The sequence below is a fragment of the Streptomyces sp. WM6372 genome (assembly GCF_001279655.1).
Taxonomy (GTDB): domain Bacteria; phylum Actinomycetota; class Actinomycetes; order Streptomycetales; family Streptomycetaceae; genus Streptomyces.
In genome coordinates this window covers 112,663-137,959 of sequence record NZ_LGDB01000178.1, presented here as the reverse complement: position 1 = coordinate 137,959, position 25,297 = coordinate 112,663, and the positions used below count along the sequence as shown (strand labels likewise).

At 71.9% G+C, this 25,297-nt stretch carries 21 protein-coding genes; 7 read left to right on the top strand and 14 right to left on the bottom strand.

Annotated features, from left to right (window positions below):
- Nucleotides 1–26: 26 nt before the first annotated feature.
- Complete coding sequence (locus ADK52_RS15840) at nucleotides 27–302, bottom strand: hypothetical protein (protein WP_030008735.1); 276 nt, start codon at nucleotides 300–302, stop codon at nucleotides 27–29.
- A 120-nt stretch (nucleotides 303–422) separates the two neighbouring features.
- The gene (locus tag ADK52_RS15835) at nucleotides 423–1,328 is read right to left on the bottom strand and encodes a DUF4429 domain-containing protein (protein WP_053690436.1); all 906 of its coding nucleotides are present in this window, start codon (nucleotides 1,326–1,328) and stop codon (nucleotides 423–425) included.
- Between the two features lie 51 nt (nucleotides 1,329–1,379).
- On the opposite strand from ADK52_RS15835, the gene ADK52_RS15830 reads away from it, so the two are divergent.
- Nucleotides 1,380–2,963, top strand: coding sequence for a beta-N-acetylhexosaminidase (locus ADK52_RS15830; RefSeq protein WP_053690435.1), 1,584 nt, complete (start codon nucleotides 1,380–1,382; stop codon nucleotides 2,961–2,963).
- A gap of 129 nt (nucleotides 2,964–3,092) precedes the next feature.
- On the opposite strand, the gene ADK52_RS15825 is transcribed toward ADK52_RS15830, so the two are convergent.
- The 6 genes from ADK52_RS15825 to ADK52_RS15800 form a co-directional block, all read right to left on the bottom strand.
- Nucleotides 3,093–4,877 carry an IucA/IucC family protein gene (locus tag ADK52_RS15825; protein ID WP_053690434.1) on the bottom strand — a complete coding sequence of 595 codons (1,785 nt, stop codon included), beginning with the start codon at nucleotides 4,875–4,877 and terminating at the stop codon, nucleotides 3,093–3,095.
- Nucleotides 4,874–5,461, bottom strand: coding sequence for a GNAT family N-acetyltransferase (locus ADK52_RS15820; protein ID WP_053690433.1), 588 nt, complete (start codon nucleotides 5,459–5,461; stop codon nucleotides 4,874–4,876). Before ADK52_RS15820 ends, ADK52_RS15825 begins: the two co-directional genes overlap by 4 nt.
- On the bottom strand, nucleotides 5,458–6,759 hold the full coding sequence (locus ADK52_RS15815; protein ID WP_053690432.1) for a lysine N(6)-hydroxylase/L-ornithine N(5)-oxygenase family protein: 1,302 nt from the start codon (nucleotides 6,757–6,759) through the stop codon (nucleotides 5,458–5,460). The genes ADK52_RS15820 and ADK52_RS15815 overlap by 4 nt, the downstream gene beginning before the upstream one ends.
- Complete coding sequence (locus tag ADK52_RS15810) at nucleotides 6,743–8,224, bottom strand: pyridoxal phosphate-dependent decarboxylase family protein (protein ID WP_053690431.1); 1,482 nt, start codon at nucleotides 8,222–8,224, stop codon at nucleotides 6,743–6,745. The genes ADK52_RS15815 and ADK52_RS15810 overlap by 17 nt, the downstream gene beginning before the upstream one ends.
- Nucleotides 8,225–8,368: 144 nt before the next feature.
- Complete coding sequence (locus tag ADK52_RS15805; RefSeq protein ID WP_053690430.1) at nucleotides 8,369–9,289, bottom strand: siderophore-interacting protein; 921 nt, start codon at nucleotides 9,287–9,289, stop codon at nucleotides 8,369–8,371.
- A 71-nt stretch (nucleotides 9,290–9,360) separates the two neighbouring features.
- Nucleotides 9,361–10,401 carry an ABC transporter substrate-binding protein gene (locus ADK52_RS15800; protein WP_053690429.1) on the bottom strand — a complete coding sequence of 347 codons (1,041 nt, stop codon included), beginning with the start codon at nucleotides 10,399–10,401 and terminating at the stop codon, nucleotides 9,361–9,363.
- Nucleotides 10,402–10,645: 244 nt separating this feature from the next.
- Here ADK52_RS15800 and ADK52_RS15795 point away from each other — a divergent pair, with 244 nt between their 5' ends.
- Nucleotides 10,646–12,397, top strand: a complete 1,752-nt coding sequence (locus ADK52_RS15795; RefSeq protein ID WP_053690428.1) for a GTPase — start codon at nucleotides 10,646–10,648, stop codon at nucleotides 12,395–12,397.
- Complete coding sequence (locus ADK52_RS15790) at nucleotides 12,397–14,469, top strand: dynamin family protein (protein ID WP_078988353.1); 2,073 nt, start codon at nucleotides 12,397–12,399, stop codon at nucleotides 14,467–14,469. Before ADK52_RS15795 ends, ADK52_RS15790 begins: the two co-directional genes overlap by 1 nt.
- Before the next feature lie 60 nt (nucleotides 14,470–14,529).
- Here ADK52_RS15790 and ADK52_RS15785 read toward each other — a convergent pair whose 3' ends face one another.
- Genes ADK52_RS15785 through ADK52_RS15770 form a run of 4 tightly spaced genes read right to left on the bottom strand, consistent with a single transcriptional unit; the run spans nucleotide 14,530 to nucleotide 20,366 of the window.
- Nucleotides 14,530–15,690, bottom strand: coding sequence for an acyl-CoA dehydrogenase family protein (locus tag ADK52_RS15785; protein ID WP_053690426.1), 1,161 nt, complete (start codon nucleotides 15,688–15,690; stop codon nucleotides 14,530–14,532).
- An 8-nt stretch (nucleotides 15,691–15,698) separates the two neighbouring features.
- Nucleotides 15,699–16,619, bottom strand: coding sequence for a hydroxymethylglutaryl-CoA lyase (locus ADK52_RS15780; protein WP_053690474.1), 921 nt, complete (start codon nucleotides 16,617–16,619; stop codon nucleotides 15,699–15,701).
- 11 nt (nucleotides 16,620–16,630) lie between these two features.
- Entirely contained in the window at nucleotides 16,631–18,733 is a 2,103-nt protein-coding gene (locus tag ADK52_RS15775; RefSeq protein ID WP_053690425.1) for an acetyl/propionyl/methylcrotonyl-CoA carboxylase subunit alpha, read from the bottom strand.
- Nucleotides 18,734–18,749: 16 nt separating this feature from the next.
- Nucleotides 18,750–20,366, bottom strand: coding sequence for a carboxyl transferase domain-containing protein (locus ADK52_RS15770; RefSeq protein WP_053690424.1), 1,617 nt, complete (start codon nucleotides 20,364–20,366; stop codon nucleotides 18,750–18,752).
- Between the two features lie 99 nt (nucleotides 20,367–20,465).
- On the opposite strand from ADK52_RS15770, the gene ADK52_RS15765 reads away from it, so the two are divergent.
- Together ADK52_RS15765 and ADK52_RS15760 are read left to right on the top strand one after the other, a co-directional pair.
- Nucleotides 20,466–21,044: a TetR/AcrR family transcriptional regulator gene (locus ADK52_RS15765; RefSeq protein WP_053690423.1), complete on the top strand. Its 579-nt coding sequence runs from the start codon at nucleotides 20,466–20,468 to the stop codon at nucleotides 21,042–21,044.
- A gap of 67 nt (nucleotides 21,045–21,111) precedes the next feature.
- Nucleotides 21,112–21,918 carry a phosphatase gene (locus tag ADK52_RS15760; RefSeq protein ID WP_053690422.1) on the top strand — a complete coding sequence of 269 codons (807 nt, stop codon included), beginning with the start codon at nucleotides 21,112–21,114 and terminating at the stop codon, nucleotides 21,916–21,918.
- 62 nt (nucleotides 21,919–21,980) lie between these two features.
- On the opposite strand, the gene ADK52_RS15755 is transcribed toward ADK52_RS15760, so the two are convergent.
- Nucleotides 21,981–22,853 (bottom strand): SDR family oxidoreductase, encoded by an 873-nt coding sequence (locus ADK52_RS15755; RefSeq protein ID WP_234343831.1) that lies wholly within the window; start codon nucleotides 22,851–22,853, stop codon nucleotides 21,981–21,983.
- An 81-nt stretch (nucleotides 22,854–22,934) separates the two neighbouring features.
- Between ADK52_RS15755 and ADK52_RS15750 the strand changes: the two genes are divergently transcribed.
- Together ADK52_RS15750 and ADK52_RS15745 are read left to right on the top strand one after the other, a co-directional pair.
- A complete protein-coding gene (locus ADK52_RS15750; protein WP_053690420.1) occupies nucleotides 22,935–23,396 on the top strand; it encodes a MarR family winged helix-turn-helix transcriptional regulator in 462 nt (153 codons plus the stop codon).
- A 67-nt stretch (nucleotides 23,397–23,463) separates the two neighbouring features.
- Nucleotides 23,464–24,378 carry a DUF4253 domain-containing protein gene (locus tag ADK52_RS15745; protein WP_324615917.1) on the top strand — a complete coding sequence of 305 codons (915 nt, stop codon included), beginning with the start codon at nucleotides 23,464–23,466 and terminating at the stop codon, nucleotides 24,376–24,378.
- Nucleotides 24,379–24,390: 12 nt separating this feature from the next.
- Here ADK52_RS15745 and ADK52_RS15740 read toward each other — a convergent pair whose 3' ends face one another.
- On the bottom strand, nucleotides 24,391–25,269 hold the full coding sequence (locus tag ADK52_RS15740) for an acyl-CoA thioesterase (RefSeq protein ID WP_053690419.1): 879 nt from the start codon (nucleotides 25,267–25,269) through the stop codon (nucleotides 24,391–24,393).
- Between the last annotated feature and the right edge of the window lie 28 nt (nucleotides 25,270–25,297).

The following is a 25,297-nucleotide window of genomic DNA, read 5'->3' as shown; positions in this document are numbered from 1 at the left end:
GCCTGGCCGTCGGCCGGCCCTGTCGCTCAGCCGTAGACGATGCGGCGCAGCTGCCGGAGCGAGAGCTCCGGCGGCGCCACGGCGCGGTGCGGCAGCTCGGCCGCGATCCGTTCGAAGATCTCCGCGTTGACCGCGCCGCCGGACTGGAGCTCACGGTGGCGGCGGCGCACGAATTCCTCGGTCGTCTCGTCGAAGTACGCGAGTACGTCGAGCACCACCCGGGCGGCCTCGCCGCGCTGCAGCGCGGTGCTGCGCACCAGGTGGTCGACGAGATCGTCATGAGACGGGCGGCGGTCGAGCACCCGTAGATACTGACTGGCCACGGCCGGGAACGCAAAGATCCTGCCCGGAATCGGGCAGGATCCATCTGGTCCAGACCAGCGGAAGGCGTAAATCCGTTCACGAAAGAGTGAAGGTAAGGGTCAGAAACGGCGCAGAACGGCCTGCTTGGCCGCGGCGAACTCCTCGGCCGTGAGGATGCCGCCCTGGTGCAGATCGCCGAGCTCGCGCAGCCGGCGCAGCAGGGCGTCGTGGTCCTCCGGGGCCGCCGGCTCGGGGGCCGAGGCCGCCAGCTCGGGCACCGGCGCCTTGGACAGGGCCGGGACGGGCTCGGCCGGGGCCGCGGCGCCCCGGGGATGGGGCATCCGTACCGCCACGGCCGCCGCGACCAGCGCCATCAGCGGGTCCTTCTTGAAGCCGAACAGCTCCACCGTGTACGGGTCGTACTTGGGCGCGGGAGCCGCCGGGGCGCCCGCCAGCGTGAACCGGATCCATCCGTTGTCCAGGCCCTTCGAAGGGGACCACTCCACCACCCGCAGGTCCGCGACCCGGAACTCGCGCGGCCCGCCGGAGCTCTTGGCCTCCTCCGTCGTCCAGTTCCAGTCCAGCGCGACCCGGTCGCCGTCGAAGGCCACCGTCCCGTCCCCCGCGGCCACCGTGATCGGCACGGCCGGCCCCGGCAGCAGGTACGCGTCCGCCGGACCGGGGTCCACCTGGTCCAGCAGCAGCGCGTTGCGGACCTCGTCCACGAAGTACTCCGCCACCCCGGTCCGGTCCGCGTCCACCGTCAGCCGGTACGGATCGGAGGCCTCAGGCAGCCGCCCGCCCGTCACCTGGAGCAGCGGGTCGGCGCCGTCACGCAGCCTCAGCCTCAACCGGCCGGTCCTGCGGCCCGGTTCGTGGCTGATGCCGGCGAGCGCGCGCAGCGGGACGACCACCTCGCCCAGCGTCTGGCGCAGCAGCCCCACCCCCTTGTCGCGGCCGGGCACGATCCGCACCGCGTCCCCGTCGAAGGTCCATGTGCCGTCCTTCTGGATGATTTCCGCCATCCATCGATTCTCGCACCGGCCCTGGCACGCCAGTTGGCCTATACCTGCCCTATGAGAGTCCTGCGACGCACGCTCGGCACACTCCTCGTCCTCGGCGCGGCCGTCTCCTGCGCCGCGTCCCCCGAGGCCGACGCCAGACCCGGGGACGGCCGCCCGGCCGCCCTCGCCCCCTACGCACAGCTCCTGCCGGCGCCCGCCTCCGCACGCGCCGAAGGCCCCGGGTACGCCGTCGGCGCGGGCACGGTCATCCGTACCGGCCCGGGCGGCGGCGAGGAGGTCCGGCGGGTCGGCGAAATCCTCGCGGAGCAGCTCAGGGGCCCCAGCGGGCTCCCGCTGCCGGTGGTCGACGGGGCCGACGGCGACGGGATCCGGCTGCGGCTCGACGATCAGGCGCAGGCGACCGGCGCCGAGGGGTACCGGCTGGAGTCCGGCCCGGGCGGGGTCACGCTGACCGCGCGCACCCCGGCGGGGCTCTTCCACGCGGGGCAGACGCTGCGGCAGCTGCTGCCGGTGGCCGGTCCGGGGACGGTGCCCGGCGGCGAGATCACCGACGCGCCCCGGTTCGCGTACCGGGGGGCCATGCTGGACATCGCCCGCCACCACTTCACGGCGGAGCAGGTCAAGCGGTACGTGGACCAGCTGGCCCAGTACAAGGTCAACACGCTGCACCTGCACCTGACCGACGACCAGGGCTGGCGGATCGCGGTCGACTCCTGGCCCCGGCTGGCGGAGTACGGCGGCGGCAGCGAGGTCGGCGGCGGGCCGGGCGGGTACTGGACGAAGGACCAGTACCGGGACCTGGTGGCGTACGCGGGGGAGCGGTACGTGGACGTGGTCCCGGAGATCGACATGCCGGGGCACGTGAACGCGGCCCAGGCCTCCTACGCGGAGCTGAACTGCGACGGGAAGGCGCGCGAGCGCTACACCGGGATCAAGGTCGGCTTCAGCTCGCTGTGCGTCGGCGAGGAGCGGACGTACGAGTTCGTCGACGACGTGCTCGGCGAGCTGGCCGAGCTGACGCCGGGCCGCTACCTGCACATCGGCGGGGACGAGGCGCACTCGACGCCGGCGGCGGACTACGCGGCGTTCATGGACCGGGCCCAGCAGATCGTCGGGCGCCACGGCAAGACGGTGGTGGCCTGGCACCAGCTGGCCACGGCCCGTCCGGCGCCGGGGGCGGTGCTCCAGTACTGGGGCCACGACAAGACGGCGGCCGCGGAGAAGGCGGCGGTGGCCGCGGCGGCGAAGGCGGGCCACCCGCTGATCCTGTCGCCGGCGGACCGGCTCTACCTGGACATGAAGTACGACCTGACGACGAAGCCGGGCCTGGCGTGGGCGGGCCTCGTCCCGGTGCGCAGGGCCTACGACTGGAACCCGGGGACGTACCTGGCCGCGGCCGGAGTCCCGGAGTCCGCGGTCCTCGGGGTCGAGGCGCCACTCTGGACGGAGACGATCGCGAACCGCGCGGACCTGGAGTTCATGGCCTTCCCGCGGGTGCTGGGCCTCGCGGAACTGGGCTGGAGCCCGGGCCCGCGGAACTGGGCGGACTACAGCCGACGCCTGGCGGCCCAGGCCCCGAGGCTGGACGCGCAGGGCATCACGTACTACCGGGCGCCGGACGTCCCCTGGCAGTAGCCGGGGAGACGGCATACCCGAGGCGTGTCCGCGAAGAGGGCCGGTCAGGGCTTCGCGGAACACGTCCTCGGGCGGGAGGGGCGGGGGCGCTGCCGAGGGACCGTATGCGGCAGCGCCCCACCCCCTTGATCACCGTCGCGATGCGTAAGGCGCGACGGGGTTCTTGAGGGTGCCGATCAGCTGGAGGGCGGCCGCCGGATCGGCGAGGTCCACCATCTGCTTGTTGTTGCGCAGCTGGAGCCGGTTCAGGCAGGACAGCTGGAACTCCTCGGCGAACAGGTCGTACCGCTCGAAGCGCTCCGCGAGCTGCGGCATCGACTCCTGGTAGTCGTGGCCGCAGTCCGCGACCGCCCGCCAGAAGGTGTCCTCCTCGCAGATGCCCTCCGCGGCCAGGATCGAGCCCAGGAAGCGGAAGAAGCAGTCGAAGACGTCCGTGAAGATCGACAGGAGCTTCATGTCCTCCGGGATGTCGGCCCTGACGCGCTCGACGGCCGGCGGGAGCACCGCGTCGGGGTCCATGACCACGATCTCCTCGGCGATGTCCTTGAAGATCGCCCGCTTCACCACACCGTTCTCGATGACGAGGATGGTGTTCTCGCCGTGCGGCATGTACGCGAGGTCGTACTGGTAGAAGCAGTGCAGCAGCGGCAGGAGGTAGGCCCGCAGGTACGGCTTCAGCCACTGCGACGGGGTGAGGCCCGACTCCTCGATCAGCGCGCCGACGAAGGACTTGCCCTCGGAGTCGACGTGCAGCAGCGAGGCCATGGTCGCCAGGCGCTCGCCGTCCTTCAGCGATTCCACCGGGGACTCGCGCCACAGGGCGGCCAGCATCTTGCGGTACGGGGAGTACCGGTCGGTGGCGCGCTCGTACTGGCGGTGGTGGTAGCCGATCGCCGCGCGCTCGCGGATGATCGAGAAGTCCACCGACCGCAGGACCTCGTCGCCCTCGATCAGCTGGTGCAGCCAGTCGTTGATCGCCGGAGTGGCCTCCATGTAGGCCGCGGAGAGGCCGCGCATGAAGCCCATGTTGAGGACCGAGATGGCGGTCTTCACGTAGTGCTTCGTCGGCGTCGTGGTGTTGAAGAACGTACGGATCGACTGCTGGGCCAGGTACGCGTCCTCGCCCTCGCCGAGCAGCACCAGGCGGTGGTTCGCGATCTCGGCGGCGAAGGTGACCGTGGTCTTGTTCCACCACTGCCAGGGGTGGACCGGCAGGAAGTGGTACTGCGCCGGGTCCAGGCCCAGGGCCGAGAGCTTGGCCTCGAACCCCGTGACGGCGGCTTCGCCCAGCTCGGCGCGCATGAACGCGTCGTGGTCCAGGCCCGCGCCCGCCGTGAAGGTCGAGACGTCCTTGCGGGCCGCCACCCACACCAGGTGGACGGGGCTCGCGGTCTCCGGGGCGTACGAGAGGTACTCGTGCACGCCGAAGCCGAGCCGGCCGTTGTTGGCCACGAAGCAGGGGTGGCCCTCGGTCATGCCCGTCTCGATGTCCTGGAAGGAGGACTTCGCGAGCACGGCGGACGGGACCTGCGGCTTCGTGTACTTGAAGCCCGAGCCCGCCAGCGTGGAGGAGATCTCCTCCAGGTAGACGGGCAGGACCTCCGCGCTCAGGCCCAGCGCTTCGCGCATCTCGATGTGGAAGTCGAGGGCGTCCAGCGGGAGCTCGGCGCCGTCCTTGAGGCGGGTGACCGAGGCCTCGTCCACCGCCCAGTGGTCCAGGGCGTGGCGGGCCGCGGTGAAGCGGTACTCGACCGAGCCGTCGTCGCTGGACACCGCGTACGCCGAGTCGCCCAGCGGCTTCGGGGTCAGCAGGCGCTCGTGCGAGAACTCCGCCAGGGCCTTGCGGACCAGCGCGCGGTTCGCGCGGGACCACAGCTCGGGGGAGAGGTGCGAGATCGCGTCGGCGAGGCTCATATGGACGCTCCCGTCAGGCCGGTGGCCGCCTCGAACTGCGCGCGGGTGCAGAAGCTCAGCAGGGCCGTCTTCTCGGGCTTCCGTACCGGGCCGTCGGGGACGAAGCCGACCGCCTCGTTCAGGGCGTGCACCGCCGTGTTCTCCACGTCCGGCTCCACCACGACGCGCTCGGTCTTCGGGTCGGCGAACAGCGCGGCCATCACCGTGGTGATCACGGCGCGGGTGAACCCGTGCAGCGGCCGCTCGCTCGGCGCGACGAGGAAGTGCATGCCCACGTCGCCGGGGCGCGCGTCGTACAGGCCGACCAGCTCCAGCTCGCTCGGGTCGTACTTCTCCATCAGGAAGGCCGGGCGGCCCTCGTGGAGGCCGATGAAGGCGTCGTGGTGCTCGGCCGCGGCGATCTTCATGTACTCGCGTTCGACGTCCGGCAGCGAGGCGTCCTGCATCATCCAGAACGAGGCCTTGGGGTGGGTGACCCAGCCGTGGAGCAGCTCCGCGTCGGCGAAGGGGTCCAGCGGGCGGATCGCGAAGCTGCCGAGGACGGCGTCGTCGCGCGTGTAGAGGTTTTCGGTGGTGGTGCTCATGCGTGGATGCCTTCCGGGGCCGCGAACTGCTGGAACGCGATGGACTTCTCGACCTTGTAGTACTCGCGGCCGAGGAGCTCTCCGACGATGTACGCGTTGCGGTACGCGGCCATGCCCAGGTCGGGCGAGGTGATGGAGTGGTTGTGCACCGTGCCGTTCTGGAGGAAGACCCCGCGGCCGGTCACGTCGATGCTGTAGTTGCGGGCCGCGTCGGGCCGGCCGTGGCCGTCGAAGGCGAGGCGCTCGCGCACCGGGTTCAGGAACTCCGGCAGCGTGTACCTGTACCCCGTCGCGAGGATCAGGCCCTCGGTGGCGAGGGAGAAGTCGCGCTCCTGCTCCTCCTGGCGCAGCCCCAGGGTGTAGATGCCCGTGGTGGTGTCGTACGCCGCGGAGTTCAGCGAGGTGTTGGTCAGCAGGGTGGTCGGGACCGGGCCCGGCGAGGTGACCTTCTTCTGGTAGAGCAGGTCGAAGATGGCGTTGATGAGCTCGCCGTCGATGCCCTTGAAGAGGTTCTTCTGCTGGGTTTCGAGCCGGTAGCGGGTCTCCTCGGGGAGCGCGTGGAAGTAGTCCACGTACTCCGGCGAGGTCATCTCCAGCGTCAGCTTCGTGTACTCCAGCGGGAAGAACCGCGGGGAGCGGGTGACCCAGTTGAGCTGGTAGCCGTACACGTCGATCTCGGAGAGGAGGTCGTGGTAGATCTCGGCCGCGCTCTGGCCGGAGCCGATCAGCGTGATCGACTTCTTCTTCTGGAGCTCCGCCTTGTTCTGCATGTAAGCGGAGTTGTGCGTGAAGTCGCCGCCCAGGCCGGCGCAGGCCCGCGGGACGAACGGCGGGGTGCCGGTGCCCAGGACCAGGCGGCGCGCGCGGTGGGTCTCTCCGCGGTCGGTGTGGACCTCGTACACCTCGGCCCGCTCGTCGTACGTGACCTCCGTGACGGAGGTGGAGTACCGCACGTTGTCGAGGCGGTCGGCGGCCCAGCGGCAGTAGTCGTTGTACTCGGTCCGCAGCGGGTAGAAGTTCTCCCGGATGTAGAACGAGTACAGCCGGTCCTTGTCCTTCAGGTAGTTCAGGAAGGAGAAGGGCGAGGTCGGGTCGGCCAGGGTGACCAGGTCCGACATGAACGGCGTCTGCAGGTGCGCGCCGTCGAGGAACATCCCGGCGTGCCACTCGAAGTGCGGCTTCGACTCGATGAAGAGACCGTCGAGCTCGGCGATCGGCGCGGTCAGGCAGGCGAGTCCCAGGTTGAAGGGACCGAGGCCGATGCCGATGAAGTCGTGGGGCTCAGTGGTGGACGGCAAGGGATTCTCCCAGGAACTGCTCGGCGTGTGCGGCGAGGAGGTCGAGGACGGCCGCGATGTCGGCCGTCGTGGTCTGCGGGTTGAGGAGGGTGAACTTCAGGTACTGGTCCCCGTCCACCTTGGTGCCGGCGACGACGGCCTCGCCGGAGGCGAACAGCGCCTTGCGGGCGTGCAGGTTGGCCTCGTCGAGGAGGTCGGCACGGACCTCGCCTTCGGGCACGTAGCGGAAGACCAGGGTGGAGATCTGCGGGCGGACGACGACCTCGAAGCGGGGATCGGCGTCGATGATGTCCCAGCCCGCGGCGGCCAGGTCGATGACCTCGTCGAAGAGCGAGCCGAGGCCGTCGGCGCCCATGGTGCGCAGGGTCATCCAGAGCTTGAGCGCGTCGAAGCGGCGCGTGGTCTGGATGGACTTGTCGACCTGGTTGGGGATCCGCTCCTCCGCCATGCGGCGGGGGTTGAGGTAGTCGGCGTGGTACGTGGCGTGCTTGAGGGTGTCGCGGTCGCGCACCAGCATCGCGCTGGAACTGACCGGCTGGAAGAACGACTTGTGGTAGTCGACGGTGACCGAGTTCGCGTGCTCGATGCCGTCGAGCAGGTGCCGGCGGGTCGGGGAGACCAGCAGTCCGCAGCCGTACGCGGCGTCCACGTGCATCCAGGTGGAGTGCTCGGCGGTCAGGCGGGCGATCTCGGGGAGCGGGTCGATGGACCCGAAGTCGGTGGTGCCGGCGGTGGCGACGACGGCCATCGGGACCAAGCCCTCGCGGACGCAGCTCTCCAGCTCCAGGGCGAGCACGGAGGTGTCCATGCGGCGGTTGCGGTCGACCGGGACGGCGATGACGGCCTCGTAGCCGAGCCCGAGCATGGCGGCCGACTTCTTGACGCTGAAGTGGCTGGCCTCGGAGGTGAAGATGCGCAGCTTCGGCAGGACTTCGGACTTCGCCGGCGCGCGCTCGCTGCGCTGCATGACCGTGCGGCAGGCCTCGTCGCGGGCCAGCAGCAGGGAGTGGAAGTTGGACTGGCTGCCGCCGGAGGTGAAGATGCCGTCCGCGTCCGGGCCGAGGCCGATGCGCTCGGCGGTCCAGTCGATCAGGCGGCGCTCGATGAGCGTGCCGCCGATGGACTGGTCCCAGGTGTCCAGGGAGGAGTTGACGGCCGACAGGACGGCCTCGCCGAGGACGGCGGGGATGACGACCGGGCAGTTGAGGTGGCCCAGGTAGCGCGGGTGGTGGAAGTACACCGCGTCGCGCAGGTAGACCTCTTCCAGCTCGTCGAGGACGGCGGCCGGGTCTTCGAGCGGCCGGTCCAGGTCGATCCCGTTGATGACCGGGGCGAGTGCGTCGACGGACATGCCGGTGTGGGGCCGCTCCGTGGTCGCGAGTTTGGCGGCGACGCGCTCGACGCCTTCCGTGACGGAACGCCGGTAAAGGTCCGCGGTCGTCTCATTCAGCAGATGCGAGCGCATCAACGTTCCTCCGGGCAGGGGGAGAGGGGGGTGGGGGAGATGTTCTTAGGTTAGCCTAACCTAAGTTGCGCACCAAATAGAGATGGGCCCCGGCCGAAAGCCGGGGCCCATCTCTCAACAGGGGTGTGACGTGGGGAGTTGGCGTTACAGCTCGGAGGAGGAGTCCTCGCTGGCCGCCTGTCCCGAGTACGCCTCGGCGAGGAGTTCCTCCTCGCTCGCACCGAGGCGCCAGTAGCCGGTGAAACGCACCGCGCGCCGGTCGATGGAACGTTCCTGCACGACGTGCCTGCGGACCGTCCGAACGGTGCCGGCCTCGCCCGCGAGCCAGACGTACGGAGCCTTCGCGACCGGGAGTTCCGCCGCCCGGAGCGCCTCCAGCACGCGCTCGGTGCGCTGCTTGCCCGCGCCGCTCTCCCGCACGATCCAGGTGATGTCCGCGTCGGCGGGGGTGGGGAGGTCGAGCCGGTCGTCGGCGTGCGGGACCTCGAACCAGGCCGCGACCCGGGTTCCGGCGGGGAGCCGGTCCAGGATCGCGGCGGCCGCCGGGAGCGCCGTCTCGTCCGCGTACATCAGCAGCGCGTCGGTGGCGGCCGGCGGCTGGAACCGCACGGACTTGTTCTCCGCGACGGCCGGGCCGATCGCCATGATCCGGCGGCCGGTGACGGCCCGTCCGGCCCAGCGGGACGCGGGCGACGCATCCCCGTGCAGGACGAAGTCGATGTCGACCTCGTCCGCGCCCTCGGGGGTGCGGCGCTGCTCGCGCACGGTGTACGAGCGCATCACCGGGCGGTCGGCGTCGGGCATCGCGCGCCAGGCGCCGAACCAGGTGTCCTCGTCGGTGGACGGGAGCACCGTGTGCTCCTCGTGCGCGGGCGGCAGGAAGAGCGAGAGGCTCTGGTCGTAGCCGCCCGAGCGGAACTGAGCGAGGGACTCCCCGCCGAACGTGACCCGCAGGAACGAGTGCCCGAGCCGGCGGGTGCGCAGCACTTCGAGTGCGAAGAACCGGAAGTGGGCGGCGGCCGGGACGGCTTCGGAGGCGGTCGCGTCGGACGCGGTGGCGGTCATGCGGAGGGTCCCCCCTGGGAGTGGAAGCGGCGCCTGGTCGGGGCGCCGGAGGCCGGTCGGCCTGCCGAGGGTCAGCTGACCTTCTTGGCGCTCTGGATGGACTTCGCGAGGTCTTCGAGGATCTTGGCGCACTTGTCGTACGAGTAGATCGGCTCGGTCACGCGCGGGGCGACCTGGCCGGCCTTGACGGCGGGCAGCTCGGCCCAGGTCGGCTTGGCCTTCAGCTCCTCCGGCTGCAGGGTGCCGGTGCGGTTGTCGAGCAGGATCAGGTCGGCCTTGTACTTGCCGGCGTTCTCCCAGCTGAGGCTCTCGAAGAAGTTGCCCTCGCCCAGCTTGTCCGGGGTGACGAACTCGACGCCCAGGGACTTGAAGTACTTCAGGTCGGCCGAGGTGTCGGGGGAGGAGGCGTAGAACAGGTCGGCGGAGCCGGAGCCGACGAGGACCTTGATGCCCGGGTTGGCCTTGGTGGCCTCGCGCACCTTGGCGGCCGCGGCGTCGAAGCGGGCCTTGCCGTCGGCGGCGGTCTTGGAGTTCAGGTCGGCGCCGAGGGACTTGGCGAGGTCCGCGGTGCGCTCCAGGGCCTTGTCCATGGAGACGTCGCCGCCGACGCCGATGGCGGCGGCCGGGGCCAGCTTCAGGATCTTGTCCTTGGAGGCCTCGGGCACGTACCAGTAGGTGCCGTCCCAGGTGTTGGTGACGAGCAGCTCGGGCTGGAGGGAGGCGTACTTCTCGACGTTGAACTCGTCGTAGACGTTGCCGAGGATCTCGACCTTGGAGATGTCCATCGAGCCGGCCTGCACGTCGGGCTTGCCGTCGGCGGTCTTGGTCGGGCCGAAGACGCCCTTGACCTGGATGCCGTAGTCGTACAGCGCGGCGGCGGTGCCGGTGAACGCGACGATGTTCTTCGGCTTCGCCTTGAGGCTGACGTCCTTGCCGAGGTCGTCCTTGAAGCTCCAGGGGCCCGAGGCGGCGGCGCCCTTGTCCTTGTCGCCCGCCCCGCCCTTCGCCGAGTCGGATCCGCCGCACGCGGTGAGGGCCGCGACGAGGCCGAGAGCGCCGCCGGCGGCGATGAGACCGCGGCGGGAGAGGTGGGAGGTACGGGACTTGGGCATGTCTATGTCCGCTTTCGTGCGTGCCGGGCGGCCACGGGGCCGTTTGGAGGGAAGGTTAGCCTAACCTTGGCCGAAATTGGTAAGGGGGCCCTAAGTTTTCCCGGGCTCCTTCTCCTGCGCCCCTGCCGACGCTCCTTCCCCCGCGCGTCGGCGGGGCCCTTCCCGCCGAACCGAAGGCGCCCGGCCCCATCCGTTGGCATCATGGCCCTGCCGGGAGGACCTGACGGGGTGGGGTGGCGGCGCTGTGGCCGGTACGGAGGAGCACGAGCGCGAGCTGCGCCAGGCCGAACTCGCCGAACAGGTGGCCCTGCTGGCGGACCGGGCCGGGGCGGACTCCGCCGCCTCCCTGATCCGCCGCACGGCCCGCCGCGCGGAATCCCCGAGGGCCCGGATCTGCGTCATCGGCGGCAGCAACGTCGGGAAGTCCCGGCTCGTCAACGAGCTGGTCGGCGCGGCGTGCGTGCCGGTGTCCGTGCACCCGACGGACGGGCCGCCCGTGGTGGTACGCCCGTTCACCGCCGGGTCCGCCGGGTCCGCCGGGCCGGGCGACACCCCGGCTCCCGGGGACCCCGAACCGGCGGGCCTGCGTACCGTACGCGTCGAGGTGCCGTCCGGGTCCTGGGCCGCCCGTACCGGGGTGGAACTCGTCGACACCCCCGGCTGGGAGGGCTGGTCCGGGGTACGGCAGCCCGACACCGCCGCCCTCGCCCGGATCGTCGGCGACTGCGACGTGGTGGTCGTCGTCACGGAGGCCCGCCGCGCGATGCTCGCCACCGAACAGGCCCGGATCAAGGCGCTCGCCGCCGCCCCGCACAGCCCGCCGCTCGCCGTCGTCGTCACCAAGCTCGCCGAGGTCGAGGACGAGGCGCCCGACGTCCTGCGCCGTGTCAACCACCTCGTATCGGTCCTGGCCCCCGAGGCGCTGGTACTGACCGGACCGGTCCCGGCCCCCGCCGACGGGGAGCCCGACGGCATCGACCCGCTCCGCGCCGTACTGGGCCACCTGGCCGGGATCCGGCTGCGCCGCGCGCTGCGCACCATCCGCAGGCTGCACCTCCTCGCGGCCACCTGCGCCCTCGTGGACGAAGCCGCCGGACGGGCGCTGGCCGACGTGCACCGGCCCGACCCCGTCCGGACGCGGGCCGCCCAGATCTGGCACACCGCCCACGAGAGCGCCCGGTTCCACTGGATCGTGCTCAGCGCCGATGCCGGGGAGTGGCGCGCCACCCTCGTCCAGACGATCGCCGCCGAGGCGCGCAGGCGCCGTGCCGCCACGGCGCGCGAACTGGCCGCGCGCTTCTCCACGATGCTGGAGACGCCGGAGGAGCAGCACTTCATACGCCTCCACACGATCCCGTACACGGCCGAGGCCCTCCAGCACTTCGAGGCGTGGATCACCGAAGCCGTCGACCGGGCCCTCGAAGAGGACATCCGCCGGCTGCGCGCCGCCCTGCTGCGCAACCGGCCCGGCGAGGAACTGTTCCAGGGACTGGCCGCCCCCGGCGCCGGGCGGGTCGTACCGGCCGCGGCCCTGCCCCCGGTCGCCGAGGAGGCCGCCGCCGCCGAGTCGCGCAGCGCCACCGGCTGGGACGCCTCCTGGCTGCCGGAGTTCGTCGGCACCGCCATCGAGAGCGTGCTGACACCCATGTCCGCCGAGGCCGTGGGCCAGATCGCGGGAGCGGCCGGTACGGCGCTGATGACGGAAGCCCTCGAACACGGCCAGGCCGAGCGCCGCGAACGCGCCATCGACGACCTGGAACGGATCGTCGAGGCGGCCTTCACGGAGCAGGTGGCACGGACCGAGGCGCGTATCGGCCAGGTCTACGACCGCCTGCTCGGCCAGGCGCGGGAACGCGACGAGCAGTGGTGGCGGCTGCACACCACCGCCGTCGCCGCCCAGCCGGAATCCCTCGACCACTGGCGTTCACTGCGGAGCACGGCGCGGACGCTGAGCCGCTCCGTGCACGCCCACCTCTCTCCCCTGGAAGGGGCCTGATGGCGCACGAGAACCGGCGGTTAGCGGCCGGCCAGGAATCACCGGCCGTGCAGTTCAGCGGCTGGAGCGAGAACATCGGAACGCTGCGCTCGTACTACCAGCGCCTCCAGCAGGTGGCCGGCGAGGCCGCGGCCGTCATCGCCCCGCCCGGCACCCCGGGCGGGCCGCTGGACCTCGGGATCAACGGGGCGGTCTTCGAGCGCGAGACCTTCCGGATCATGGTGCTCGGCGAGTTCAGCAGCGGCAAGAGCACCCTGATCAACGCCCTGCTCGGCAAGCGACTGCTGCCCACCAAGGCCAATCCGGCCACCGCCTTCACCACGGTCCTGCGCTGGGGCGAGACCGAGCGGGCCTGGCTCTACCGGGACGGGGACCGGCGCAGCGGCGAGACGGCCGTCACCACGGAGGAGTTCAAGCGGGAGGTCGCCCTCCAGATCGACGCGAAGGGCGCGCCCCGCACCCCGTCCTTCGCGCTGGCCGTCGTCGAGCAGCCGCTGGAGCTGCTGCGCAGGTCCGTCGAGATCGTCGACTCGGCAGGGATCAACGAGAGTTCCGACCGCGAGCTGGTGACCCTGCGCTACCTGGAGGAGGTGGACGCCGTCCTCTTCGTCACGGACGCGGGCCGGCCGTTCACCCTCCACGAGACCGAGAACTATCTCTCCCGGGTCAGGAAGCTGGGCCACCGCGACATCTTCTTCGTGGTGAACCAGTTCGACCGCATCGAGGAGGAGGAGCGGGCGGAGGTGATGAGCCGCTGCCGCAACTCGGTCGCCGAGTTCAGCGGGGAATCCGGCGGCGCCACCCCCAACGTCTTCTTCATCAGCGCCCTCCAGGCCCTGCGCGCGCGGACCGACGGCAACGAGGAGGCCCTGAAGGCCTCGGGGATCGGGCAGTTGGAGTCCGCCCTGGAGGTCTTCTGCATGCGCGACGCGGCCCGGGTGAAGTTCGTCCGGCTCGCCGAGTTCCTGCGCCACAACGCGGTCAACCTGCGCGTGCGCCTGCACGACGAGGGCGCGGTCCTGATGAAGTCGACGGCGGAGCTGCGCGAACTCCTCGACCGCAGCCAGTCCACCCAGGACCAGCTGCGCGCCAGCGCCGACGCGATCCGCGACATCGTCGGCACCAAGATCCTCGGCATCGAGAACGAACTGCAGCTGAGGTTCGCCGCGTTCCTGACCGAGATCAGCCGCGAGATCGGCGAATGGCACGTCACGACCGGCCCGGGGCGCCTGACCCGGGCCGTGCGCTCCTTCACCAAGGGCGGCCGCGTCGCGGCCCAGCACGAGCTGATGGACGCGTACACGGTCCAGCTCCAGGAACGCATGCAGGTCTTCTGCGCCCAGGAGCTCGACCAGGTCATCGAGGAGAGGCAGGGGGACCTGGTGCGCCAGCTCGAACCGCTGATCCGGGCGCACGCCGACCTCCTCGACAAGCTGCGCGCGGAACTCACCGGCTCGCAGTCCGAACGGGACCAGAACTACCTGATCTACACGCTGGCCATCGCGGCGGGCAAGGGCAAGGCGGGCCGCGACGGGCGCCGCCACAGCGACGACGTGCCGCTGATGTTCCGCCCCAGCTCGCTCATGGCGCTCGGCGCGGGCGGCGGCGCGGTGGTCGCCGGCGGGGCGACGGCCGCCGCGGCGGCCGGTCTGATCAGCCTGGGTCTGGCCGTTCCGCCGGTCGGCGTGGCGGTGGCCATCGGCGCGGCGATCGGACCGCTGCTGGCCTCGGGGGCGGTCTTCTTCGCCGACGGCAAACTGCAGACGCGAGCGGCGGAGGAGTTCGCCGTCCACGTGAAGGACTCGGCGGCCCAGACCGCCCGCCAGTACGCGGGCAGCCGCGCCGCGGACCTGCGCGAGATGTGGGGCGGGATCAGCGGAACGCTCCACGTCCAGCTCCAGGACCTCATCGGCATCGTCCAGCGCAACATCGAGGAGTCCCGGCAGGACGAGCAGGCCAAGGCCGGCATGCGGGACCAGCTCTACGCCTTCGAGCAGCGGATCACCGACGTCGAGCAGCACATCGCGAGCTTCCTCCAGCCCTTCGTCTCCGAGGCGGAGCGCGAAAAGTAGCCGCGTACGGGAACGACCGCCGGACCGATCGCGGCCCGGCGGTCGTCCCCGTACGGTTCACTAGCCGGCGAAGCCCAGCTCGCGGGCGATGAGCATGCGCTGCACCTCGCTGGTGCCCTCGCCGATCTCCAGGATCTTGGAGTCCCGCCACATGCGGGCCACGGGGTACTCGTTCATGAACCCGTAGCCGCCGTGGATCTGCGTGGCGTCCCGGGCGTTGTCCACCGCGACCGTGGAGGAGTACAGCTTCGCGATCGCCGCCTCCTTCTTGAACGGCTCCCCGGCCACGAGGCGGGAGGCCGCGTCACGCCAGCCGATGCGGGCCATGTGGGCGCGCATCTCCATGTCCGCCAGCTTGAACTGGATGGCCTGGTTGTCGCCGATGGGCCGGCCGAAGGCCTTGCGCTCCTTCGCGTACTTCACCGACTCGTCCACGCAGCCCTGGGCCAGGCCGGTGGCGAGCGCGGAGATCGCGATGCGGCCCTCGTCGAGGATGCGCAGGAACTGGGCGTAGCCGCGGCCTTCCTGGCCGACCAGGTTGGCCAGCGGCACCCGTACGTTGTCGAAGGCCAGCTCACGCGTGTCCGAGGAGTTCCAGCCGACCTTGGAGTACGGCGCGGCCACCGTGAAGCCCGGGGTGCCGGACGGGACGATGATCGAGGAGATCTCCGGGCGGCCGTCCGCCTTGCGGCCCGTCACGGCGGTGACGGTGACCAGGCCGGTGATGTCCGTACCGGAGTTGGTGATGAAGCACTTCGAGCCGTTGATCACCCACTCGTCGCCGTCCTTGACGGCCGTGGTGCGGGTGCCGCCGGCGTCGGAGCCGCCGTCCGGCTCGGTGAGGCCGAAGGCGCCGAGGATCTCGCCGGAGCACATCTTCGGCAGCCACTGCCGCTTCTGCTCCTCGGTGCCGAAGAGGTGGAGGGGCATGGCGCCGAGCGAGACGCCCGCCTCCAGCGTGATCGCGACCGAGGAGTCGACGCGGGCCAGCTCCTCCAGGGCGATGCCGAGGGCGAGGTAGTCGCCGCCCATGCCGCCGTACTCCTCCGGGAAGGGCAGGCCGAACAGGCCCATGCGGCCCATCTCGCGGACGATCTCGTAAGGGAACTCGTGCCGCTCGTACAGGTCGCCGATCTTGGGGGCGACGACGTCGTGGGCGAACGCCTCGACGGTGCGGCGGAGTTCCTCGTGCTCGGGGGTGAGCCGGTGGTCGAGGGCCATGGTTCTCGTTACTCCTTGTGGGAGAGGGCGCGGACGGTACGGGAGGGGCTCGGTCGGCCCAGTTGTTCGGCCATCCACACGCTCGTGGCGGTGAGGGCGGCCAGGTCGACGCCGGTCTCGATGCCGAGGCCGTCGAGCATCCACACCAGGTCCTCGGTGGCGAGGTTGCCGGTGGCGCTCTTCGCGTACGGGCATCCGCCGAGGCCGCCTGCGGAGGCGTCGACGGTGGTGACCCCGTGCTGGAGCGCGGCGAGGGTGTTGGACAGGGCCTGGCCGTAGGTGTCGTGGAAGTGCACGCCGATCCGGTCGGTCGGCACGCCCTCCTCGTTGAGCTCGCTGAGGAGGGTCTGGACGTGGCCCGGGGTGGCGACGCCGATGGTGTCGCCGAGGCTGAGCTCGTCGCAGCCGAGGTCGAGCAGGGCCTTGGCCACGCGGACCACCTGGTGGACCGGGACCGGCCCCTCCCACGGGTCGCCGAAACACATGGAGAGGTAGCCGCGGACGTGCGCCTTGCCCTCCTTGGCGCGGGCCACGACCGGCTCGAACATCGCGAGGGACTCGGCGACGGTCCGGTTGAGATTGCGGGAGGCGAAGGTCTCGGTGGCCGAGCCGAAGACGGCGATACGGGTGGCCCCGAGGGCGAGCGCGCGGTCGAGGCCGCGCTCGTTGGGGACGAGGACGGGCAGGTGCACCCCGGCCAGGTCGTGCAGCTCCGGGAACAGCTGCTCGGCGTCGGCCAGCTGGGGCACCCACTTGGGGTGCACGAAGCTGGTGGCCTCGATGGTGGTGAGGCCGGCGGCGGCCAGCCGGTGGATGAACTCGGCCTTGACCGCGGTGGGTACGGCCGACTTCTCGTTCTGCAGCCCGTCACGGGCGCCGACCTCGTGGATGCGGACGCGGGCCGGCAGCTCCGGGGCCGGGACCGTCATGGGCAGCCCGTTCACGCGCTCTCCTCCTCTTTCGCTTCCTCGTCCGGGGTGACGACGGCCAGGACCTGGTCCATGGCGACGGTGGTACCGGGGGAGACGTCCAGCTCGGTGACCGTGCCGGAGTGGGGGGCGGAGATGACGTGCTCCATCTTCATCGCCTCGACGACGAGCAGGCTCTGCCCCGCGGCCACCTTGTCGCCGACGGCGACCTTGACGACGGTGACCGTGCCGGGCATGGGGGCGGCGAGGGTGTCGGCCCCTGCGCCGGCCACGCCCTTCGCCGTGACGGGGTCGTACGCCTGGACGTGCCAGGAGTCGCCGTCCCGGCCGAGCCAGACCCCGTCCGGGGAGGCGGCGTGGCTGAACCGGTGCGTGACGCCGTCCAGTTCGATGGTGACGCGGTCATGGTCGCGGCTGATGACGCGGCCGCGGGCCGGCGTCCCGGGGCTCTGCCCCAGACCCCGCGCCTCGAACGCCGGCGGGGCCGCATCCGGCGCGGCGCCGTCGGCGGCCGCGGCGCCCTGGTCGGCGAGGAGGACCTCCTGCTCCGTGCCCCGCTGCCGGGTGCGGACCGCGAGGGGGTCCTGGCCCGGGAGGCGGAAGTGGTGCACCGTCCAGGCCGGGGTTCCGCCGAGGCGCCAGCCGTCGGCGGCCGAGAACGGGTCCGCCCAGCCCGGGTTCCCCGAGCCCCCGGCAGGGGCGGGGTGCGGGACGGCCAGCAGGGCCGCCGCCGCGTACACCTCGGACGGGACCGAATCCGGGAGGAGGGACGCGAGATCCCGCTCGACCAGGCCCGTGTCCAAGTTCCCCGACACGACGTCCGGGTGGGCCAGCAGCCTCCGCAGGAAGCCGGCGTTGGTCTGGACGCCCAGGATCACGGTGTCCGCGAGCGCGCCCCGCAGCACCCGCAGGGCAGCCGCCCGGTCGGGCCCGTACGCGATCACCTTCGACAGCATCGGGTCGTACGTCGACCCCGTGTCGACGCCCGCCACCAGCCCGGAGTCCGTACGCACCGCCCCGCCGTCCGGCTCCGAGAGGGCCAGGACCGTACCGCCGGACGGCAGGAACCCGCGCGCCGGGTCCTCCGCGCAGACGCGGGCCTCGATCGCGTGGCCCGTCAGCCGGACCTGCGACTGGTCGAAGCCCAGCCGCTCGCCCGCCGCCACCCGCAACTGCTGCTCCACCAGGTCCAGCCCGGTGATCAGCTCCGTCACCGGGTGCTCGACCTGGAGCCGGGTGTTCATCTCCATGAAGTAGTACGAGGACGGGTCCCCGCCGGGGACGATGAACTCCACCGTCCCCGCGCCGACGTACCCGCACGACCGCGCCGCCTCCACCGCCGCCGCGCCCATCGAGGCCCGCAGCTCCGGCGTGAGCAGGACCGACGGGGCCTCCTCGATCACCTTCTGGTGGCGCCGCTGGAGCGAGCACTCGCGCTCACCCAGGTGCACCACGTTCCCGTGCGCGTCCGCCAGCACCTGGATCTCGATGTGCCGCGGCCGGTCCACCCACCGCTCCACGAGCAGCGTGTCGTCGCCGAACGAGGACCGCGCCTCGCGGCGCGCCGCCGCGATCTCCTCGCCCAGCAGGCCGGCGTCGCGGACCAGCCGCATGCCCTTGCCGCCGCCGCCCGCCGAGGGCTTCAGCAGCACCGGCATGCCGATCTCCTCGGCCGCCGCGACGAGTTCGGCGTCCGACAGACCGCTGCCCGAGGAGCCCGGCACCACGGGCACGCCCGCCGCCTTCACCGTCTCCTTGGCGCGGATCTTGTCGCCCATCAGGGAGATCGCCGAGGCCGGCGGCCCGATGAAGGCCAAGCCCGCCTCCGCGCACGCCGCCGCGAAGGCGGCGTTCTCGGCGAGGAACCCGTACCCGGGGTGGACCGCCTCGGCGCCCGTGCGGCGGGCGGCGTCGAGCAGCCGCTCCACCGACAGGTAGCTCTCGGCGGCAGCCGCCGGGCCGATCCGGACGGCCGTGTCGGCCTCCCGTACGTGGCGGGCGTCCGCGTCGGCGTCGCTGAAGACGGCCACGGAGCGGACGCCGAGCTGCCGCAGGGTGCGGATGACACGGACCGCGATCTCGCCCCGGTTCGCGACCAGAACAGTGCTGAACATCGAAGAGGTCCTCACGTCACATACGGAAGATGCCGAAAGCGGAGTCGCTCAGGGGAGCGTTCGCGCAAGCCGTCAGGGCCAGTCCCAGCACCTGCCGGGTTTCCATGGGGTCGATGACCCCGTCGTCCCACAGCCGCGCGGTGGCGTAGTAGGCGTTGCCCTGCTCCTCGTACTGCGCGCGGACCGGGGCCTTGAAGGCCTCCTCGTCCTCCGCCGGCCACTCCTGGCCCGCGCCCTCGATCTGGTCGCGCTTGACCGTCGCGAGCACCGAGGCCGCCTGTTCGCCGCCCATCACGGAGATCTTGGCGTTGGGCCACATCCACAGGAAGCGCGGGGAGTACGCCCGCCCGCACATCGAGTAGTTGCCGGCTCCGTACGAGCCGCCGACGACCACCGTCAGCTTCGGGACCCGCGTGCACGCCACGGCCGTGACCATCTTGGCGCCGTGCTTGGCGATGCCGCCGGCCTCGTAGTCGCGGCCGACCATGAAGCCCGAGATGTTCTGGAGGAAGAGGAGCGGGATCCCGCGCTGGTCGCACAGCTCGATGAAGTGCGCGCCCTTCTGGGCGGATTCGGAGAACAGGATGCCGTTGTTGGCGACGATCCCGACCGGGTGGCCGTGGATCCGGGCGAAGCCGGTGACCAGGGTCTGGCCGAACTCGGCCTTGAACTCCTGGAAGCGGGAGCCGTCCACGATCCGGGCGATGATCTCGCGGGCGTCGTACGGGGTGCGCGAGTCGACCGGGACCGCGCCGTACAGCCCGTACGGGTCCACCTTCGGCTCTTCCGGAGCCTCGACCGACCAGGGCAGGGCCCCGCGCTCGGGCAGGGTCGCCACGATGTTCCGTACGATCCGCAGCGCGTGCGCGTCGTCCTCCGCGAGGTGGTCGGTGACGCCGGAGATCCGGGAGTGGACCTCGCCGCCGCCGAGCTCCTCGGCCGTGACCACCTCACCGGTGGCGGCCTTCACCAGCGGCGGGCCGCCGAGGAAGATCGTGCCCTGGCCGCGGACGATCACGGCCTCGTCGCTCATCGCCGGGACGTACGCGCCGCCCGCCGTGCAGGAGCCGAGGACGGCGGCGATCTGCGGGATGCCGGCGCCGGACATGCGCGCCTGGTTGTAGAAGATGCGGCCGAAGTGCTCCCGGTCGGGGAAGACCTCGTCCTGCATGGGGAGGAAGGCGCCGCCCGAGTCGACCAGGTAGAGGCAGGGGAGACGATTCTCCAGGGCCACTTCCTGCGCGCGGAGGTGCTTCTTGACGGTCATCGGGTAGTACGTGCCGCCCTTGACGGTGGCGTCGTTCGCGACGATCACGCACTCGCGGCCGCTGACCCGGCCGATGCCCGCGATGACCCCGGCGGCCGGCGCCGCGCCCCCGTACATGCCCTCGGCGGCCAGCGGGGCCAGCTCCAGGAAGGGCGAGCCGGGGTCGAGGAGGGTGTCCACGCGGTCGCGGGGGAGCAGCTTCCCGCGGGCGGTGTGGCGGGCGCGGGCCTTCTCGCCGCCGCCGAGCCGGGCCGCGTCGAGCCGGGCGCGCAGCCCCTCGGTCAGCTCGCGGTGGGCGGCCTCGTTGGTCCGCCAGGCCTCGGACGCCGGGTCCGCGGCGCTCGTCAGCACTGGTGCCTGCTGCATCGGTCGAGCTCCCTTGCTCGGTGCACGCTGTTAATGAGCGTTAACGCATGTACCGCCTAGGTTAACGAGCGCTAACGGCCCTGTCTAGAATGGATTCCCATGAGCACCAGAGCCGCCGCCCCGACCCGTCGCGAGCAGATCCTCAGCGAGGCCGCCCGCCTCTTCGCCGCGCGCGGATTCCACGGCGTCGGCGTGGACGAGATAGGGGCTGCCGTGGGCATCAGCGGCCCCGGCCTCTACCGCCATTTCGCGGGCAAGGACGCGATGCTCGCCGAGCTGCTCGTCGGGATCAGCGAGCGGCTGCTGACGGGCGGCCGCCACCGGGTGGCCGAGGCCGCGGGCGATCCGGACGGCGTCCTGGCCTCCCTGATCGACGGGCACATCGACTTCGCCCTCGACGACCGGGCGCTGATCACGCTCCACGACCGGGAGCTGGACCGGCTGCGCGAGGCCGACCGCAAGCTCGTACGGCAGCTGCAGCGCCAGTACGTCGAGCTGTGGGTGGAGGTCGTACGGGAACTGCACCCGGAGGTCGGCGAGGCCGAGGTGCGGGTGTCCGTGCACGCCGTCTTCGGCCTGCTCAACTCCACCCCGCACCTGGCGGCGCCCGGCCGGGAGGCGACGGAATCGCTGCTGCGGCGCCTGGCGCACGGGGCGTTCGGGGCGCTGTCGGGGTGAGGCGAGGGTGAGGCGACACGTCCGCTGGTCGAAATGGCACCGGCGTCCGGGGCCCGGCGGCGGCAGAATGGGCCGCATGCCGAAGCCGATAGAGACGCACGTACCGAGCCGCGCCGAACTCGTCGACCACCTGGTCCGCACCCGGATCTCGGGTCAGGTCGCGACGCCCCGTGAGAACAACCTGTCGCACTACCGCAAGCTCGCCAACGGCGACCGGCACTACTGGCTGGGCCTGGAGCTGGGCGACCGCTGGACGGACGAGCAGGACGTGCTCGCCGTGATGGCGGAGCGGGTCGGGGTCGTCGACGACGCCGCGTACCGCTTCGGCCAGGACACGATCGACCCGGAGCTGACCGTCTCCGGCCTGGACCGGATGGCGGCGCGGCTGCGGAAGGCCGCCCTGGACCGGCAGAGCGTGCTGCTCGCCACGGGGCACCCGGGCGGGCTGCTGGACGTCCACCGGGCGACGGCGGCGGCGCTGCGCGCGGCGGGCTGCGAGATCGTGGTGATCCCGTCCGGGCTGGTGGCGGACGAGGGCTCGGTGTGGCAGTTCGCGGACGTCGCGGTGCTGGAGCGGGGCGCCACGCTGTGGCACACCCACTCCCCGGAGCCGATGGCCGCGATCCTGGACGGCCTGGCGGCGGCGGACCGCCCTCAGCCGGACCTGGTCGTCGCCGACCACGGCTGGGCGGGGTGCGCGGCGCAGCGCGGGCTGGACGCGGTGGGGTACGCGGACTGCAACGACCCGGCGCTGTTCATCGGCGAGGCGGAGGGCACCCTCCAGGTGGCGGTCCCCCTCGACGACCACGTCCGCGACCCGCGTTTCTACGACCCGATGGTGGCGTACCTGCTGTCGGCGGCCGGCCTGTTCTAGCCCGCCCGGCGGGGCCCCGCAGCGGCCCCGCCGGCGTTCCGGCGGACCTGCCGGCCACCCGACTAGGCCAGCCAGGAGCCCATCTCGGTCTGGACGGCGGAGCCGTCGAGGTCGGCGAGCTTCATGCCCACGAAGGTGCGCGCCCAGTCGGAGGTCTGGATCCGGAACGGCATCTTCTCGGCGGTCAGCGCCTCGACGACCGGAGCGGCCGCCTGCTCCGGGGTCTGGGCGGTGTCGCTGCCGAAGGACTGCAGGGCGTGGTTGATGTAGCCCTGGAGGTGCGGGGCGTACGGACCCGCCTGGGTGAGCAGCGCCGGGATGTCGAGCCCGACGTTGTTCACGAACTCGCTGGAGACGGCGCCCGGTTCGATGACGGAGACCTGGACGCCCGCGGCCGCGGCGACCGGCGCGAGGGACTCCATGAAGCCCTCGACGGCGAACTTGGCCGCGCAGTAGGACTCGTTGAACGGCTGGCCGACCACGCCGCCGACGCTCGTCACGGTGATGACCCGGCCGCCCGAGGCCCGCAGGTGGGGGAGTGCGGCGCGGGTGAGCTCGACGACGCCGAAGAAGTTGACCTCCATCACGGACCGCACCTGCTCCATGCCGTGCTGCTCGATCGTGCCCACGAAGCCGGCGCCCGCGTTGTTCACGACGGCGTCGAGGTGGCCGTGCTCGGCGACGATCTCGGCCACGCACGCCGCCACGGACTCGGCGTCGGTCACGTCGAGCCGCTTGACCTGGACGAGGTCGGCGACGCCGGCTTCGGCGGCGGCCTTGTTCAGGGCGTCGGCGCGGGTGGTGTCCCGCATGGTGGCGACGGTGTGCCAGCCCGCCCGGGCGGAGGCGACCGCGGCGGCCAGGCCGATGCCGGAGGAGGTGCCGGTGATGAGGACGGTCTTGGCGGTGGTCTTGGTGCTCATGGCTGTGCTCATGGAAAGCGTCTCCCTAGATTTGTGCGTGCACACACACATTACCGATGTGTGCGTGTGCACGCAACCCGGTATCCTTCCCCCATGGCGCACGCGAATCTCAACCTGGACGGTCTCACCCCCCGCGACCACGCTTTCTACGGCCTGGTCTGGGCCGGAACCACCCTCACCGCACGGGTCGACCAGGCGCTCACGCGCCGGCACGACCTGCCGTTGTCGTGGTTCGAGGTCATGCTGTGGCTGAACGTCCAGCAGGAGCCGGTCGCCCCCTCCGAGCTGGGCACCAGGACCCTGCTCAGCCGCAGCCAGGTCTCCCGCGTCGCCGATTCGCTCCGGGCCCGCGGCCTGATCGAACGGGTTCCGTCCCCGACGGACGCCCGGTCCGTGGGCATCGCCCTCACCGAGGCGGGCCGCCGCGCCTTCGCGGAGGCCGACGCCACCCGGCGCGAGGCCCTCGCCGAGGTCTTCGACGACCGCCTCGACGACGCGGACATAGCCGCGCTGGAGGCGATCTGGGCCAAGCTCAAGGCCAAGCCCGAGGCGTAGGCGGCCGCCGGCCCACCGCCCTTTGGGCGAAGGGGCGTTGTCAGTGCCGGGGACTACCGTCGAAGGCGTGACGAATCCGCCGAGTCCGCCGAGCCTGCCGAATCCGCCGAGCCTGTCGAACCCCTCCAAGACACAGAACCCGCTGTCCGTACTGGCCGACGACCCGCAAGGCCGAGCCCTGGGGCTGGAGTTGCCTCCGGGCGCGCTGATCGACCGGCCCGGCGGGCGGTCGCGGTCGCGGCTGCGGACCAAAGCGCGGCCCGAGCCGCTGCTGTGGGTCTCCGACGCGCCCGTGGGCATCGGTGCGCTCGCCGCCTGCCGCGGCCCCGCCCTGGCCGCCGCGGGCCTTCAGGCGGTGCTGTTCCAGGAGCGCACGGGCCTGGAGTGCTGGTGGGTCCGCGACGAGCTGAGCCCCGCCTCGATGTCCGACCCCGACGACCACCACGTCGAGCCGGTCCTGCGCGAGTTCTGGGCCGGGGTCGTCCCCGACCCGGAGGAGGGCGAGGGCCCCGACGGCGCCGGGCTCATAGCCCCCTTCGGCCGCGACTGGCCCGGCCTGGCCGAGCACCGCACCCCGCAGGAGGACCCGGAGGCGGTGGCCCTCGCCCTCGCCGACGGGCTGATCCGGGACGGGGTCCTGCCGAACCCGCGCCTCGCGCTGGTCCCCGCCGGCCGGGGAGCCGACGTACCCACGGCGATGGGCTGGCGGGGACCGGTGAACCACGAGAACGACACGGCCCTCATCAGCACCGTGCTGCGCTCGTGGGAGGACCGGTTCGGCGCCCGCGTCATAGCCCTCGGCTTCGACGAGCTCCACCTGTCCGTGGCCGCCCCGCTTCCGACGAGGACCGCGGCGCTGCCGGTCGCCGCCGAGCACTTCGCGTTCTGCCCGGACAATGTCTGGCAGGGCTCGGGCAGCGTCCGCGCGTACGCCGACGAGGCAGTGACCGGCTCCGGGTACTGGGGGTTCTGGTGGGACTGACCGCAGGGGGCGTTACGCGCGCGGGACGCGTACGACGCCCTCCTGGATGACGGTCACGGCGAGGCGCCCGTCCTGGGTCCAGATCCGGGCCTGGCCGAGTCCGCGCCCGGCGGCCGCGGTCGGGGACTCCTGGTCGTACAGCAGCCATTCGTCGGCGCGGAAGGGCCGGTGGAACCACATCGCGTGGTCCAGCGAGGCGCCCACCACGTCGCCGACCGCCCAGCCGCCCCGGCCGTGCGCGAGCAGCACCGAGTCGAGCAGGGTCATGTCCGAGACGTACGTGGCCAGGCAGGTGTGCAGGAGCGCGTCGTCGCTCTCCAGCTTGCCGGCCGTACGGAACCACACCTGCGAGCGCGGCTCGACCGGCTTGCCGACGCTGCCCCAGGGCGGGACCGTCGCGTACCGCAGGTCCACGGCGCCGCGCGCCTCGATCAGCCGCTCCACCGTGTCCGGGTCGCGGAAGATCTCCCGGTACTCCGGCAGCGCCTCGGCGGCCGTCGGCAGGGTTTCCGGATCGGGCGCGTCCGGCATCGCGGCCTGGTGGTCGAGGCCCTCCTCGTACGTCTGGAAGGACGCGGAAAGGTGGAAGATCGGCTGGCCGTGCTGGACGGCGACGACCCGGCGGGTGGTGAAGGAGCGCCCGTCGCGGATCCGGTCGACCGCGTAGACGATCGGCGCGCCGGGATCGCCGGCGCGCAGGAAGTACGAGTGCAGCGAGTGCGCGGTGCGGTCCCCGGGCACGGTACGCCCGGCCGCGACCATGGCCTGGGCCGCGACCTGGCCGCCGAAGACGCGCGGTACCAGCGCCGAACGGCTGGTACCGCGGAAGATGTTCTCCTCGATCTGCTCCAGGTCGAGCAGATCGAGGAGCGTCGTCAGTGCCTCGTTCATGGGGGGAAGGGTAAGTCCCTCGTGTCCC

Coding starts and splice junctions, on each gene's coding strand:
- ADK52_RS15835 (WP_053690436.1), bottom strand. CDS start 1,328: ATGGCGGAAATCATCCAGAAGGACGGCACATGGACCTTCGACGGGGAC.
- ADK52_RS15830 (WP_053690435.1), top strand. CDS start 1,380: ATGAGAGTCCTGCGACGCACGCTCGGCACACTCCTCGTCCTCGGCGCG.
- ADK52_RS15825 (WP_053690434.1), bottom strand. CDS start 4,877: ATGAGCCTCGCCGACGCGATCTCGCACCTCTCCCCCGAGCTGTGGTCC.
- ADK52_RS15820 (WP_053690433.1), bottom strand. CDS start 5,461: ATGAGCACCACCACCGAAAACCTCTACACGCGCGACGACGCCGTCCTC.
- ADK52_RS15810 (WP_053690431.1), bottom strand. CDS start 8,224: ATGCGCTCGCATCTGCTGAATGAGACGACCGCGGACCTTTACCGGCGT.
- ADK52_RS15805 (WP_053690430.1), bottom strand. CDS start 9,289: ATGACCGCCACCGCGTCCGACGCGACCGCCTCCGAAGCCGTCCCGGCC.
- ADK52_RS15800 (WP_053690429.1), bottom strand. CDS start 10,401: ATGCCCAAGTCCCGTACCTCCCACCTCTCCCGCCGCGGTCTCATCGCC.
- ADK52_RS15790 (WP_078988353.1), top strand. CDS start 12,397: ATGGCGCACGAGAACCGGCGGTTAGCGGCCGGCCAGGAATCACCGGCC.
- ADK52_RS15785 (WP_053690426.1), bottom strand. CDS start 15,690: ATGGCCCTCGACCACCGGCTCACCCCCGAGCACGAGGAACTCCGCCGC.
- ADK52_RS15780 (WP_053690474.1), bottom strand. CDS start 16,619: ATGACGGTCCCGGCCCCGGAGCTGCCGGCCCGCGTCCGCATCCACGAG.
- ADK52_RS15775 (WP_053690425.1), bottom strand. CDS start 18,733: ATGTTCAGCACTGTTCTGGTCGCGAACCGGGGCGAGATCGCGGTCCGT.
- ADK52_RS15770 (WP_053690424.1), bottom strand. CDS start 20,366: ATGCAGCAGGCACCAGTGCTGACGAGCGCCGCGGACCCGGCGTCCGAG.
- ADK52_RS15765 (WP_053690423.1), top strand. CDS start 20,466: ATGAGCACCAGAGCCGCCGCCCCGACCCGTCGCGAGCAGATCCTCAGC.
- ADK52_RS15760 (WP_053690422.1), top strand. CDS start 21,112: ATGGGCCGCATGCCGAAGCCGATAGAGACGCACGTACCGAGCCGCGCC.
- ADK52_RS15755 (WP_234343831.1), bottom strand. CDS start 22,853: ATGAGCACAGCCATGAGCACCAAGACCACCGCCAAGACCGTCCTCATC.
- ADK52_RS15750 (WP_053690420.1), top strand. CDS start 22,935: ATGGCGCACGCGAATCTCAACCTGGACGGTCTCACCCCCCGCGACCAC.
- ADK52_RS15740 (WP_053690419.1), bottom strand. CDS start 25,269: ATGAACGAGGCACTGACGACGCTCCTCGATCTGCTCGACCTGGAGCAG.